Source organism: Rhizobium moroccans (assembly GCF_057559155.1).
The window spans coordinates 32832-46463 of record NZ_JBHFJG010000039.1; the positions used below are offsets into that span (position 1 = coordinate 32832).

A 13632-nucleotide genomic window follows, 5' to 3' on the forward strand; every position below is an offset into this window, starting at 1 on the left:
AGGCACTAAGCGTACCGGCGCATTGTGCTTCTCCGATACGGGAGCCTGATTTGTACGAAACCGAACCTCTAATTTTTATGCTCCGGGTCCTTTCGGGAGATGCCGGATGAGGGGCCAGCGCATCCTTGGGCTTGCTTATTTGGCCCCCTATATCGTCGGCCTCGTGGTCTTCACGGCCATGCCGTTCCTCACGTCGCTTTATCTCAGCTTCACGAGCTATGATCTGATGAGCAGTCCGAAATGGTCGGGTCTTGCCAATTACGAAAGGCTGTTTACGCGCGACCGGACGTTCCTGAAATCTCTGAACGTCACGCTGCTCTACGTCTTCATCACCGTTCCGCTGAAGCTTGCTTTTGCCCTCTTCATCGCTGCGATCCTCAACTACAAGCTGAAGTTTATCAACTTCTTCCGCACCGCCTTCTATGTGCCGTCGATCCTCGGCGGTTCCATCGCGATCGCCGTTCTGTGGCGCTATATCTTCGCCAGCGAGGGGCTAGCGAACATGGCGCTCGGCACGGTCGGCCTTGCGCCGGTCGATTGGTTCGGCGATCCGACCAATGCGCTCTTCACCATCACTCTATTGCGCTGCTGGCAGTTCGGCTCGGCAATGGTGATCTTCCTCGCCGCGCTGCAATCCATCGACAAGTCGCTTTACGAGGCCGCCGCGATCGATGGGGCGGGCAAGGTTCGCACCTTCATCTTCATCACCCTGCCGCTGCTGACGCCGGTGATCTTCTTCAACCTCATCATGCAGATGGTCCAGGCATTCCAGGAGTTCAACGGTCCCTACATCATCACCCAGGGCGGCCCGCTGAAATCCACCTATCTCCTACCCCTCTACATCTACGACGAGGCGTTCAAGAAGTTCAACATGGGCTATGCCTCGGCGATCGCCTGGGTGCTCTTCGTCATCATCATGGGCCTGACCCTGGTCGCCTTCTGGTCATCGAAGAAGTGGGTCTACTACGCCGGCGACAAGCGGAGCTGAGCCATGGCAAACTCTCAAACACTCACAGACACGCAGGTTCTCGAGGATGTGCAGGCCGCCCGTCGCGTAAAGATCGGCCTTATATCCGCGACCGTCCGTTACGTGTTGCTGTTCTCCGTCGGGCTGGTGATGCTCTATCCGCTGATCTGGCTGATCGGTGCGAGCTTCAAGACGAATTCGGAGATATTCGCCGGCGCGGGGTTTCTCCCTGAAAGCCCGACACTGGATGGTTACATCAAGGGCTGGCAGACCTCGACACCCTATACTTTCGGGCGCTTCTTCTGGAATTCGTTTCTCATCATCCTGCCCAAGGTGATCGGCACGGCGATTTCCTGCACCATGGCGGCCTATGCCTTTGCCCGGTTCGAATTCCCGTTGAAGAAGATCTTCTTCGTCTCGGTCATCGCCATCCTGCTGCTGCCGAACGTGGTGACGCGCATTCCGCAATACATCCTCTTCCGCGACCTCGGTTGGCTCGACAGCTTCCTGCCGCTCTGGGTGCCCTCGGCAATGGCAGGCGATGCCTTCTTCGTCTTCATGCTGGTGCAATTTCTGCGCTCGCTGCCGAGGGACATGGAGGAGGCGGCGCGCGTCGACGGCGCCAACAGTCTGCAGACGCTCGTCTATATCGTCGTGCCAATGCTGGCGCCCGCGCTGATCTCGGTCTGTCTCTTCCAATTCATGTGGACGATGAACGACTTCCTCGGACCGCTGATCTATCTCTCATCGGTCGACAAATATCCGTGAGGCTGGCCTGAATTTGTCAATCGACACCACCGAAGCCTTCGAGTGGAACCGCATCCTGGCGATGTCGGTCCTGACGATCACCCCTGCGCTGATCGTGTTCTTCGCGGCGCAACGGTATTTTATCGAAGGCATCTCTGCGGGGGGAGTCAAAGGCTGACATGGCACGCGTTCAACTGAAAAAACTGGAAAAGGTCTACGGCAGCTTCAAGGCTGTCCATGGCATCGACCTCGATATCGAGGACGGCGAGTTCATGGTCCTGGTCGGACCCTCCGGCTGCGCGAAATCCACCACCTTGCGCATGGTCGCGGGCCTGGAAGAGATCACCGGCGGCGAAATCCAGATCGGCGAGAGGCGGGTCAACGACCTGCCGCCCGGCAAGCGCTCAATCGCCATGGTCTTCCAGAATTATGCGCTCTATCCGCATATGAAGGTGCGTGGAAACCTCGCTTTCGGGCTGAAGATAGCGGGCCGCCCACGCGCCGAGATCGATGCGGCGATTGAGCAGGTCGCGAAGATCTTGGAGATCGAAACGCTGCTCGACCGGCTGCCGAAGCAGCTTTCGGGCGGACAGGCGCAACGCGTGGCGCTCGGTCGTGCCCTCATCAAGAAGCCGGAAGTGTTTCTCTTCGACGAGCCGCTCTCGAACCTCGATGCGAAGCTGCGCGCTTCCATGCGTGTCAGGATCACCGAACTCCACCGGAGGCTGAAAGCCGAGGGTCTTTCCTCCACCGTGATCTACGTCACCCACGACCAGATCGAGGCGATGACCATGGGCGACCGTATCTGCGTCATGCAGGCGGGCGAGATCATGCAGGTGGCCACCCCGAAGGAGCTCTACAACCATCCGGCCAATCTTTTCGTGGCCGGTTTCATCGGCACGCCCGAGATGAACCTGCTGGATGGAGCGCTGGAAGGAGAGGAATTTGTGATCGGCAGTCAGCGCCTGGCGCTTGGCGCCCATGTGACGAGCCGTCTTTCCACGCTGCCCGGTCAGGCCGTGCTTGGCGTCCGCCCGCAGCATCTTTCGCTTGTCCGCGAGGCGCCGGCGCTCACCGCGCGGCTCTCCAATGCCGAATTCATGGGCCACGAGGTCTATCTCCACGCCGATCTCGAGGGGCGCAAACTGGTGAGTGTGGTCAGCGCCGGGGAGTTCGAGGCGCTCGGCGGCTCCGAACTGATCCGCCTGCGTCCTGATCCGGCGATGCTGCACATTTTCGACAAATCCAACGGCCGCAATGTTTCTCTGCTGGGAGGCAGGCTTGCGGCATAGGCTGAAGAGGAGGAAGACAATGAAAACCCGATATATGCTGGCGGCTCTCGCAAGCGCCGCCGTGACGACCCTCGCGCTCTCGACGGCAGTCCAGGCAGCCGAACTTCGCATGGCCTGGTGGGGTGGGGAAAGCCGCCATGTTGCCACCCAAAAGGCGGCCGAGGCCTGCGGCGTCAAGCATGGCCATACGGTGAAAGGGGAGTTTACCGGTTTCGACGGCTATCTGGAGAAGCTGACGACCCAGATGGCCGGCATGACCGAAGCCGATATCATGCAGGTCAACTGGCCCTGGCTGCCGCTCTTTTCCAAAAATGGAAACGGTTTTGCCGACCTGCGGACGCTGAAAGGGCTCGATCTCGCCAACTGGACGGATGCCGATCTTGCCGCGGGCTCGATGAACGGCGTGCTGCAGGGCCTACCTGTCTCCACCACCGGCCGCGTCTTCTTCTTCAACAAGACGACCTTCGATAAGGCCGGCGTTGCGATCCCCACCAATTGGGATGAGTTTTTCACCGCCACCAAAGCGATCAAGGAAAAGCTCGGCTCCGACCATTACACCTTCAACGCGGTGAAGGAGACCGCGCATCTGGTCACCATCCTCGCGGTCACCCAGGCAACCGGCAAGGACATGGTGGACCCGGCGACCAACCGCGTGGCCTGGACACCGGAAGAACTCGCCCAGGGCATCAATTTTCTCGGCAAGCTCGTGGAATCCGGCGCGATCCGGTCGCAGAAGGAAGAAGCTGCCGACGGCAATGTGAACCTGTTCGAAAAGCCCGCTTGGGCGGAAGGCAGGATCGCAGGTTCCTATGAATGGGATTCGACCTATTCGAAATATGCCGACCCTCTGAAGGAGGGGCAGGTGCTGGAACCCGTGCCGATGCTGAAGCTGGCCGGTGCTGTGACGGACGGCGTCTATCGCAAGCCCTCGATGGTCTTCTCCATCTCCAAGCATTCGAAGGACCCCGAGGCTGCTGCCGAGATCCTGAACTGCCTGCTCAACGAGCCCGAAGGGATCGACGCGCTCGGCACGTCGCGCGGAATTCCCACATCCAAGGCCGCGCTCGAGCGTCTGGGTGACAGCGACAAGCCGGAAGTGCGGGCAAACAAGATCGTCATGGCTTCGAGCGGGCCGGTCGTCTCGCCGTTCAACGAGCATCCGGAAATCCGTGGCGCCTTCATCGATACGCTTGAGGAATATGCCTATGGACAGATCGATGCGGACGGTGCCGCCGAGCAGATCATCGATACCGTGAACGACGTACTCGCCAAGTTCGACTGACGAGCCCATCCGCCTGCCGCTCCACGACGGGGTGGCAGGCCTTGACATGAGACAGACCAATGAACCGACCGACCCTCGTTGCGATCTCGGCGCGGATCGCGGCCCTGCGCCTCGGCATGCCCGGCGCATGCTACCGCTTGCCCGCTGCCGTGGCTTGGCGGCTTTCGCCGATCGGGCATGACGAGGCTGCGCGCGAGGGGCGCACCGATCTGGCGGTGATCCTGCTCGAAGGGCTGGCGCCGGCAAGGCGCTACCGCTTCGAGACGGAAGGTTTCGCCCCGCTCGAACTTGCCACGCGGCCCTGCGCAGGCCTGGTCGAGGCAGCGGATCATGGCCTGGTTGCGGATATCTCGCTGGACGATATGGAGGCGGCGAGGAATAACGCTGTGGCGTTTGCCTCGGTTCTTGCGGCCGTACCCCAGGGCGGGACCCTCCGTCTTGGCCCGGGCCTCTGGACCGCCTTTCCGATAGCACTTGGCAGCGACATCACGCTTCACCTTGCCGCAGGAGCGGTGCTGCGCGCGCCCTCACTGCGCACTGGCTGGCCGATCCTGCCGGCGCGCGACGCGTCCGGCTCGATGCTCGGCAGTTGGGAGGGATTGCCTGCGGCCTGCTTTGCAGCACCCGTACATGCCGTCCGCGCCGAGCGGCTCGTCATCGAGGGGAGGGGGGCGATCGACGGATCGGGTGACCGCGGCGATTGGTGGAGTTGGCCGAAGGAAACGCGCGAGGGCGCGCGCCGGCCGCGTGGCCTCCATCTCATCGGCTGCTCGGATGTGACGCTCCTCGGTTTCACGATCCGCAACGCGCCGTCCTGGACGATCCATCCGCAAGGCTGCCGGAACGTTGTCGCCGCTGGCCTTACCATTGCGGCCCCGCATGACAGCCCAAACACGGACGGCTTCAACCCGGAAAGCTGCCGGGATGTCCGCATCGAAGGCGTACGTTTTTCGGTCGGAGACGATTGCATCGCGATCAAGGCGGGCAAGCGCGATGCGAACGGCGAGGTGGATCATCTTGCCGAAACGCGAGGGGTGCATGTGCGCCATTGCCTGATGGAGCGCGGTCATGGTGGGCTGGTCATCGGTTCGGAAATGTCAGGCGGCGTTCACGATGTCACCATCGAGGATTGCGAAATGATCGGCACCGATCGCGGTTTGAGGCTCAAAACCCGCAGGGGAAGAGGCGGGGCGATTACCGGCATCTCCATGCGCCGGGTGCGGATGGATGGCGTTCATACCGCGCTTTCCGCGAACGCCCACTACCATTGCGATGCAGACGGGCACGACGAATGGGTCCAGTCGCGGCTACCCGCTTCGATCGGGCCCGGCACGCCGTTGATCGACGGCGTCACCGTGGAGGATGTGGATATACACGGCCTTTCGCACGCGGCGGGCGCTTTCCTCGGACTGCCGGAATCCCCTATCCGGAATATCCGCATTCGTGGCCTGCGCATCCTTTCCCTGAACCCGGATGCCGAACCGACGCCGCCGATCATGGCAGATCGCGTCCGCCCGATGCGCCACGAGACCATTGTCGCGGAGCAGGCGGACGTCGACTGCGATGATCCGGCTCTTCTCGCCCCAGGCTCCGTCAGCCTTCCTCTCGCATGAGTGCGCGCCCCATGAACCCTATCGATTATTTCGACCAGTTTTGCCGCAACTACGAGCCCTACAAGGGCGGCGTCTGGTGTTACGAGGATGGCTGCATCTATCGCGGCCTCGATCTCCTGCACGAAGCGACCGGCGATGCGCGCTGGCGCGAACATCTCCTGCGGCTGAGTTCGGCACAGATCGGCCGGGATGGAAAGCTTGCCGGCTATGATCCGGAGGAGTTCAATATCGACAATATCCTTTCCGGGCGCATCCTCTTTCCCCTTACGAAGGAAACGGGCGATCCGCGCTATATGGCGGCGGCGCGTCACCTTGTCGGGCAGCTCGACAGGCACCCCCGCATCCTCTCGGGCAATTATTGGCACAAGAAGCGCTATCCGCATCAGGTGTGGCTGGATGGCCTCTATATGGCTTTGCCCTTTCAGATTGAGTATGCGCGGGCTACCGGCGAGATGTCACGCATCGCCGATGCGCTGTCGCAGTTTTCCACTGCCCTTGCACTGACTTCGACGGCAGGCGGATTGCATGTGCATGGCTATGACGAAAGCCGCAGACAGCGCTGGTCGGATCCCGCCACTGGCAAATCCCCGGCCGTATGGGGACGAGCCATGGGCTGGCTCGCCATGGCTCTGGTCGATGCGCTGGCCCTGTTGCCGGAAGACGGCGCGACAAGGCCTCTTCGGATCCGCGCCCGTGCCATCCTGCTGGCGCTTGCGGAGCGTCAGGCTTCTTCCGGTCTTTGGCCGCAGGTGATGGATGCTCCTCCGGATCTTGTTGGAAACTACGAGGAAAGCTCCGCCTCGGCCATGCTCGTCTACGCCTTCCTGCGCGCCGTGCGTACCGGACTGGCGGAAGGAAACGAGACCGATGCCCTTCGACTTGCGGGTGAACGAGGCCTCAATGCCCTGATCGGCACGCGCCTTGTCCGGCAGGGTGGCGGTGTTCGCTTTACTGGCATCTGCCAGGTCGCAGGTTTGGGGACCGTATCGGGGCCCTATCGCGACGGAACGCCCGCCTACTATCTGACCGAGCCGGTCGTCGCCGACGATTCCAAGGGTGTCGGCCCGTTGATGATGGCGTTCGCGGAAGCCTTCATGCTGGACACGAGGCAATCGCTTGAACTCGTTATTGATGCGATGGCTGGCAGGCCACAGGGCGTCAAGCACCCCTAACCTGGGACACGGCACGCGAGAACACCGTTGCGCCGCCCGGCGCCTGGATGGCAAGGCTGGCGGCACGGATTCCTGCCTCCAGCCACTGTTCTTCCGGCGCGCGCCGCAGCCAGGCATCGATAAAGCCCGCGTTGAATGCATCGCCCGCGCCGGTCGTGTCCACCACCGGCACTTTTTGGGCGGGGACGTGTAGGACGCGCTCGCCGAATTTCAGCCATGCACCGTCGGCGCCGCCCTTCAGCGCGACCAGCGGAAAGGCCCGGCTGAGATTTTCCAGAGCCGCCTCGGGATCACGCCGGCCGGTCATGGCTTCCGCTTCCTCCAGATTGGGCAGGAAGATATCGACGCCTTTGCAGGCGTCAAACAGGCCGGGATCACGGATCAGTTTCTCATCCCAGCTCGGGTCAAGGGAAACTGTCAATCCCTTCGCTTTGGCAAGCGAAACGAGTTCCGGGATCTCGTGCAGCGTGGCGTATTCGGCGATATGGAGATGGCAGGCCTCATCCCAGGACAGGCTTTCGTCCAGCGTGGAGGGCTTGGCGCCGCCAGCCCGGCGCGTCAGAAAAGCACGCTCCTCACCCACAACGGATGCGACCGTCACCTGAGGGCCGGCTTCCGCGGAATGCTCGATGAAACGTAGATCGGCGCCGCTCGCCCGTATCTGGGTCTCCACCTCGGCCGAGAGTGGATCAGTACCGAGCCTAGCTACCAACGCGGTCCGGCGACCGGCATGAACGAAATGCGCGGCTGCGATGAAGGCCCCGCCGCCGGCCGCGATTTCCATGCCCTCGGCGAACACTTCCCTGCCAAGCTGAGGAAACCCGCCAAGGCCAGTGAAGATCAGGTCGCAGTAAATCCGCCCTATGCAGAGCACTGCGGAAGCATCGTTTGTCGGGGTCATCATGAACGGCCCAGGAATTTCTCGGTTCCGGCATCGAAGAGATAAAGGCTACCCGTCGCCGCTTCGCAGCTAAGTTGACGTCCCACTTCCGGGACGAACTTGTCCCGCGCCGTCGCGATCACGGAAGTGCCCGCGGTATCCAGGTGCACCAGTGTTTCCGGGCCGAGAGGTTCGACGGCCGTCACCCTGCCGGTCAGGCTGAAACCGTTTCCGCCTGCCGGCGTGGGCCGGGCGAGCAGATCATGCGGACGGACGCCGATCAGAAGATCGCCGGACGCGACCAGACTGACGCCAGCACCGGTCCGCTGCCCGGCCACGAGGTTCATCGACGGGCTTCCGATGAAGCGGGCGGTGAAGACATCGACAGGGTTTTCGTAGAGTTCCGACGGCGTGCCGACCTGCAGGATATTGCCGTCCTTCATAACGACGATCCGGTCGGCCATGGTCATCGCCTCGATCTGGTCGTGGGTGACATAGACAGTCGTGGTTTTGAGCCGCTGGTGCAAGCGCTTGATCTCGATGCGCATCTGCGAGCGGAGCTGGGCATCGAGGTTGGAAAGCGGTTCGTCGAAGAGGAAGGCTGCCGGATCACGAACCATGGCGCGGCCGATCGCGACGCGCTGGCGCTGGCCGCCGGAAAGTGCCGCCGGGCGGCGGTCGAGCAGCGCTTCGAGGCCGAGAATCTTGCCGGCGTCTTCGATCCTCTTGTCCTTTTCCGCCTTGCTGAGCTTTGAGGTATAGAGCCCGAAGCCGATGTTCTGGCGCACGCTCATATGCGGGTAGATCGCATAGTTCTGAAAGACCATGGCGATGTTGCGCTGTTTCGGTTCGCGCTCGTTGACGACGTCCTCGCCGATTTTGAGCGTGCCGTCGGAGATTTCCTCCAGCCCTGCGATCATGCGCAGCGTCGTGGATTTGCCGCAGCCGGAAGGGCCGACGAAGACGACGAATTCCCCGTCTGCGATCGAGAGGTCTATACCCTTGACCGCTTCGATCTTGCCGTAGCGCTTCACGATCTTGTCGAGTTCTATCGTCGCCATCAGCGGGCTCCCAGGGCGGTGAACTTTTCTTTCAGCTCCGCGGCGGCGGCGGCTTCGTGATCGGCAGCCTGCCTTGCGTCGGCCTCGAAAGCTCCAAGCTTTTCGCGATAGGCGGTGATGGCCTCGGTCATCGGCTCCGGCGCCGGCCCGCCGAAGCGCCCGCGCACGGCGACGAAATGCTCGGGTGAAACGATCTCCTTGAACTTCTGGAAATCGACAGAAGGCTTGCGACCGGCCAGATGCTCGAAAGCCTTGAGGAAGGGCTCGTAACCGTCATCGGTCAGGCTGCCCTTGGCAGCGACGACGCTCTTTGCCGTCGCCGCGGCGATCTCGTGCGCTTCGCGGAAGGACAGGCCCTCGATCCGCACCAGCGAGTCGGCTAATTCCGTAATCGTGATGCAGGAGCGGCGGATGTTACTCTCGACGCGCTCCGGATCGATCCGGATCTGGGCGATGAGGGCCGTAAGCAGGTCGAGCACCCGCGAGGCGGAAGCGAAGGCTTCATAGCCCATGCCTTGCGTCTCGCCCTCGCTGTCGTTCATGTCCGTGAAGGGCGTGTTGTGCATCACGTCCAGCATGGTGCGCGCCCGGCCGAATGTCTGGCTTGCGAGATGGCGCAAGTGCTCGATCGGTACCGGGTTGCGCTTCTGCGGCATGATCGATGAGATCTGCACCAGCGCGTTCGGCACGTAGATCTGGCCCACCTCGAAGCTTGTCCAGAACTGGAAATCCTGGATGAGGCGCCCCAGATGCAGGAACATCAGTTCGATCGCTGAATAGGTCGCGGTCGTGTAATCGACGGCCGCGATGCAGGAATAGGAGTTGCGAAGCGGTGCGGAAAAGCCGAGCAGTTCCGCGACGCGTGCGCGATCGATCGGAAAGCCGGACGTGGTGATCGCAGCAGCGCCCATGGGCGAAAGATCGACGATCCGTCGCGCATCCGCGAAGCGCTCGATGTCCCGGATCAGCACCTCGATCGCAGCAGAGAGATAGTGGCCGAAGGTCGTCGGCTGGGCCGGCTGTCCATGCGTATAGGCGACGATGAGGGTGGACTTCTCCCGTTCGGCAGCGTCGATCATGGTGGCGAGCAGCAGCCTTGCCTTTTCCATCAGCGCATCGATCTTCTCCTTCAGGCCGAGCTTGAAGAGCGTGTGATCGATATCGTTGCGCGAGCGGGCGGTGTGCAGACGGCCGGCGATATCGACTCCGATCCGCGCCCTCAGCTCCTTCTCGATCAGGAAGAAGAAGTCTTCGACCTCGCCGGTATAAACGAGCGTTGAAGGATCGATTTCCCGGTCGATGGCTTCCAGCGCATTGGCGATCTTGGCCGCAAGCTCCTTGTCGAGGATGCCGGTCTCGACCAGCATTACCAGATGTGCGCGGTCGATCCTGCGGAATCCATCCACATGATGGCTCTTGGCGCCGTCGAAGAGCGGCTTGAGCACGGTTTCCTTGTAGATCGGATCGGGAAATTTACTGGTATCGGAAAGGCGCGGGTCCGCCATGGCACTATCCTTTCAGGCCCGCCAGCATGACACCGCGGACGATGTAACGCTGCAGGACGATGAAGACGAGAAGCGTGGGAATGGTGGCGATCGCCGCGCCGGTCATGATCATTTCCCACTGGATGGACTGCTCGACGGCGAAGCTCGAAAGCCCGACCGGCAGCGTGTAGAGTTCCTTGCTGGTCGTGACGATCAGCGGCCAGAAGAAGGCCGTCCAGTTGCCGAGGAAGGTGAAGATCGCGAGCGCCGATAGTGCGGGTGTGACCAGCGGCAGGGCCACCTTCCACCAGATCTGGAATTCGTTGAGGCCGTCGACGCGAGCCGCTTCGATGAAATCGTTCGGGACGGTTTCGAAGAACTGCTTCATCAGAAAGGTGCCGAAAGCGGTCATCATGCCCGGGAACATGATGCCCCAATAGCTGTCGAGCCAGCCGAGCTGGCTGGACATCAGATACCACGGGATGACCAGCATTTCCGTCGGGATCATAAGCGTCGAGAGGATGGCGAGAAAGATGAAGTAGCGGCCGCGGAACTCGAACTTCGCAAGCGTGTAGCCGACCAGGCTATCGAAGAAGCAGTTCGACAGCGTCACGATGATGGCGATCAGCGTCGAGTTGAAGAACCAGCGCAGGAAGCGTCCATCCGCAAGAACCGCGACATAATTTGCAAGCGTCGGCGCGGCTGGAATGAGGCGCAGGTCGTAAACCTGGTCGGCAGTCTTCAGCGACGTGGAGAACATGAAGAGCAAGGGCGAGATCATGATGAGCCCGCCGATGAACAGAAGAGTCCAGGTGACGATCGTGCCGGGGCGGATGTTCGGGCGATGGAGGGCTGGTGCTTCGCTCATTTCTTTTCCCTCAGGATCCAGAGTTGCAGGAGCGAGACGATCAGCAGGATGGTGAAGAGCACCACCGTCTGCGCCGCCGCATACCCCATCGCATATGAATTGAAGGCAGTCTGGTAGATCATCAGAACCAGTGGCTTGGTCGACCCGAGCGGCCCGCCCGGGTCGTTGGTGGTCATGTTGTAGACCTGGTCGAAGATGCGCAGGAAGCCGATGGACGAGAAGACCACTAGGAAGACCGTCGTGGGTTTGAGAAGCGGCAAAGTGATCTTGCGAAGGATCGCCCATTCGCCGAGTCCATCGATGCGGGCCGCTTCGTAGAATGTCGTCGGTATGGCGCGCAATCCGGCCATGAAGATGATGATCTGGAAGCCGAGTCCGGCCCAGATGGCCGTGACCATGATGGAATAAAGTGCCTGATCCGTCGAGCGGATGAAAGGCTGTTGAGGGAGCCCGAGCATGCCGAAGACGTCATTGATGATGCCGATCGGCGGCGGCTGGTAGAACCAGCGCCAGACCCAGGCCATGGCGGCGGCGGTCGTCAGATAAGGCAGGAAATAGAGCGCACGGATGAAGCCATGCAGGAACCGCACGCGATCGAGGAAGAAGGCGATCGCGAAGGCAAGCACCAGGCTGATCGGTGTGCCGAGGATCAGGTATGTGAAAGTGTTTTTAAACACCTTCCAGAATTGCGGATCGCTGAAGAGCTTGGTGTAATTGGTGAATCCGATGAACTTCGCCGGCCGCAACAGGTCCCAGTTGGTCAGCGAAAGCCAGAATGCCTGCAGCGTCGGGTAGAAGCGGATCACGGAATAGAAGAGGATTGGCAGGGCAAGGAACCCCCAGACCCAGAGCAACCTTTTCGTGCGCATCGAAAAGCCGCTTGCGCGCATGCCGCCGGGGCGGGCAAGCGCCGCCCCCTTTCGTTCAACCGACACAGTCATCGAAACCTCCGTTACGGCTTGGCCGCGTCGATGATTTCCTGTTCGGCCTCGGCCGCCTGCTTGATCGAATCCTCGACCGACTGGCCCTCGAGCAACACACGGTTTGCCATGTCTATGGCGTTCTGGCGCTGGGCGGCTTCATCCTTGAACAGCGTCGTATGCGCGTATTCCAGACCTCTCAGGAAAGGACCGTAGATCGGGTCTTGAACGTTCTTTTCCGTCAGGGCCGCCGAACGGCGGGCCGGGAGCTCTCCCACTTCTTTTAGCCAGAGATCCATCGCTTCAGGCGAGGTGAGATAGGCCAGGAACTTCTTGGAGGCTTCCAGCTCTTCGCCTTCCGTCTTGGCGCTGATGGCGTTTGCGAAATAGCTCGCATAGTTCGACCGCACGCCTTCGGCATTGGCCGGCAGTTCGGTCACGCCCCATTCGAAATCCTTGATCGTCTTGAACGATCCCAGCCGGAAGGTGCCGTCGATCGTCATGCCGGCCATGCCGGCGCGGAAGGCGGCCTGGCCCTCGTCCATGAAGCCCGCCTGGCCGATCTTCTTTTCGAGCTGCAGGCTGGTATAGAATTTCAAGGCCTGAATGCCGGCTTCGTTGTCGTAATTTACCTTCTCGTCGTTGTCGGTATAGGGCGTGCCGCCGTATTGGCGGATCAGCACTTCACGCCACCACTGGTGATCCTGGCCGCCCATGTCGAGCGTGGAACCGGCGACCGTCAGGTTCCCCGAGGCATCGTGCTTGGCGATCTTTTCGGCTGCGGCCACGAATTCGTCGAGCGTCTTCGGCGGGTTGTTGGGGTCGAGACCAGCCTCGGTGAAGAGCTTCTTGTTGTAGAAGAGGGCGAGCGAGCGGACAGCGGTCGGCAGCCCGTAATAATCTTCGCCGCGCTTCATGGCGCTGACGATGGGGAAGAACTCGCTTTCGATCTTGTCGTGCGGGAAGGTGTCGGCCGGCAGCGGCTGCAGCAATTCGCCGGCGACGAACTTGTCGAGCCAGCCATAGAAGAGCTGCATGACATCAGGCCCCTGGCCAGCCATATTGGCCGCGATGACGCGCGTCTGGTAATCCGCATAGGGAAAGGTCACATGTTTGACGGTGATATCCGGATTGGCCTTCTGGAACTCGGCGATAAGCTGATCCATCGCCTTCACGCGCGTGTCGAAGACATATTGCCAATATTCGATTTCCACCGCCTGTGCGGCATTGAATGCGAACGTGCTGAAGCCGGCAACGAGACCGGCGAACAAAGTTGCCTTGCGCATGTGAGCCTCCATTTTGCCCCGCCGGGTTTGCCGGTCTGAGGTCACGTTTGTTCCCTGCGG

The 13632-nt window shown here is 61.3% G+C and carries 11 protein-coding genes and 1 pseudogene; 6 read left to right on the forward strand and 6 right to left on the reverse strand.

Annotation, left to right across the window (positions count from 1 at the left end; all coding sequences use genetic code 11):
- Positions 1–106 precede the first annotated feature (106 nt).
- The 6 genes and pseudogenes from ACE04I_RS17915 (at position 107) to ACE04I_RS17940 (ending at position 7073) form a co-directional block, all read left to right on the forward strand.
- Complete coding sequence (locus ACE04I_RS17915) at positions 107–988, forward strand: carbohydrate ABC transporter permease (protein WP_046793357.1); 882 nt, start codon at positions 107–109, stop codon at positions 986–988.
- 3 nt (positions 989–991) lie between these two features.
- Positions 992–1892 (forward strand): annotated as a pseudogene (locus ACE04I_RS17920) (carbohydrate ABC transporter permease).
- 1 nt (position 1893) lies between these two features.
- The gene (locus ACE04I_RS17925) at positions 1894–3006 is read left to right on the forward strand and encodes an ABC transporter ATP-binding protein (protein WP_046793359.1); all 1113 of its coding nucleotides are present in this window, start codon (positions 1894–1896) and stop codon (positions 3004–3006) included.
- 19 nt (positions 3007–3025) lie between these two features.
- On the forward strand, positions 3026–4288 hold the full coding sequence (locus ACE04I_RS17930) for an ABC transporter substrate-binding protein (RefSeq protein ID WP_046793360.1): 1263 nt from the start codon (positions 3026–3028) through the stop codon (positions 4286–4288).
- Positions 4289–4347: 59 nt separating this feature from the next.
- Positions 4348–5901 carry a polygalacturonase PglA gene (gene pglA / locus ACE04I_RS17935; protein ID WP_046793361.1) on the forward strand — a complete coding sequence of 518 codons (1554 nt, stop codon included), beginning with the start codon at positions 4348–4350 and terminating at the stop codon, positions 5899–5901.
- A gap of 11 nt (positions 5902–5912) precedes the next feature.
- On the forward strand, positions 5913–7073 hold the full coding sequence (locus tag ACE04I_RS17940; protein WP_046793362.1) for a glycoside hydrolase family 88/105 protein: 1161 nt from the start codon (positions 5913–5915) through the stop codon (positions 7071–7073).
- On the opposite strand, the gene ACE04I_RS17945 is transcribed toward ACE04I_RS17940, so the two are convergent.
- Genes ACE04I_RS17945 through ACE04I_RS17970 form a run of 6 tightly spaced genes read right to left on the reverse strand, consistent with a single transcriptional unit; the run spans position 7060 to position 13584 of the window.
- Complete coding sequence (locus ACE04I_RS17945; RefSeq protein ID WP_046793363.1) at positions 7060–7977, reverse strand: carbohydrate kinase family protein; 918 nt, start codon at positions 7975–7977, stop codon at positions 7060–7062. The two genes, ACE04I_RS17940 and ACE04I_RS17945, sit on opposite strands and share 14 nt — an antisense overlap.
- Complete coding sequence (locus ACE04I_RS17950) at positions 7974–9014, reverse strand: ABC transporter ATP-binding protein (RefSeq protein ID WP_046793364.1); 1041 nt, start codon at positions 9012–9014, stop codon at positions 7974–7976. Before ACE04I_RS17950 ends, ACE04I_RS17945 begins: the two co-directional genes overlap by 4 nt.
- Complete coding sequence (argH, locus tag ACE04I_RS17955; RefSeq protein WP_046793365.1) at positions 9014–10519, reverse strand: argininosuccinate lyase; 1506 nt, start codon at positions 10517–10519, stop codon at positions 9014–9016. Before argH ends, ACE04I_RS17950 begins: the two co-directional genes overlap by 1 nt.
- A 4-nt stretch (positions 10520–10523) precedes the next feature.
- Positions 10524–11366, reverse strand: a complete 843-nt coding sequence (locus ACE04I_RS17960; RefSeq protein WP_046793366.1) for a carbohydrate ABC transporter permease — start codon at positions 11364–11366, stop codon at positions 10524–10526.
- A complete protein-coding gene (locus ACE04I_RS17965) occupies positions 11363–12307 on the reverse strand; it encodes a carbohydrate ABC transporter permease (RefSeq protein ID WP_487207418.1) in 945 nt (314 codons plus the stop codon). The genes ACE04I_RS17960 and ACE04I_RS17965 overlap by 4 nt, the downstream gene beginning before the upstream one ends.
- Positions 12308–12318: 11 nt before the next feature.
- Positions 12319–13584: a sugar ABC transporter substrate-binding protein gene (locus ACE04I_RS17970; protein ID WP_082118264.1), complete on the reverse strand. Its 1266-nt coding sequence runs from the start codon at positions 13582–13584 to the stop codon at positions 12319–12321.
- Positions 13585–13632 lie beyond the last annotated feature (48 nt).

Coding starts and splice junctions, on each gene's coding strand:
- ACE04I_RS17915 (WP_046793357.1), top strand. CDS start 107: ATGAGGGGCCAGCGCATCCTTGGGCTTGCTTATTTGGCCCCCTATATC.
- ACE04I_RS17925 (WP_046793359.1), top strand. CDS start 1,894: ATGGCACGCGTTCAACTGAAAAAACTGGAAAAGGTCTACGGCAGCTTC.
- ACE04I_RS17930 (WP_046793360.1), top strand. CDS start 3,026: ATGAAAACCCGATATATGCTGGCGGCTCTCGCAAGCGCCGCCGTGACG.
- pglA (WP_046793361.1), top strand. CDS start 4,348: ATGAACCGACCGACCCTCGTTGCGATCTCGGCGCGGATCGCGGCCCTG.
- ACE04I_RS17940 (WP_046793362.1), top strand. CDS start 5,913: ATGAACCCTATCGATTATTTCGACCAGTTTTGCCGCAACTACGAGCCC.
- ACE04I_RS17945 (WP_046793363.1), bottom strand. CDS start 7,977: ATGATGACCCCGACAAACGATGCTTCCGCAGTGCTCTGCATAGGGCGG.
- ACE04I_RS17950 (WP_046793364.1), bottom strand. CDS start 9,014: ATGGCGACGATAGAACTCGACAAGATCGTGAAGCGCTACGGCAAGATC.
- argH (WP_046793365.1), bottom strand. CDS start 10,519: ATGGCGGACCCGCGCCTTTCCGATACCAGTAAATTTCCCGATCCGATC.
- ACE04I_RS17960 (WP_046793366.1), bottom strand. CDS start 11,366: ATGAGCGAAGCACCAGCCCTCCATCGCCCGAACATCCGCCCCGGCACG.
- ACE04I_RS17965 (WP_487207418.1), bottom strand. CDS start 12,307: ATGACTGTGTCGGTTGAACGAAAGGGGGCGGCGCTTGCCCGCCCCGGC.
- ACE04I_RS17970 (WP_082118264.1), bottom strand. CDS start 13,584: ATGGAGGCTCACATGCGCAAGGCAACTTTGTTCGCCGGTCTCGTTGCC.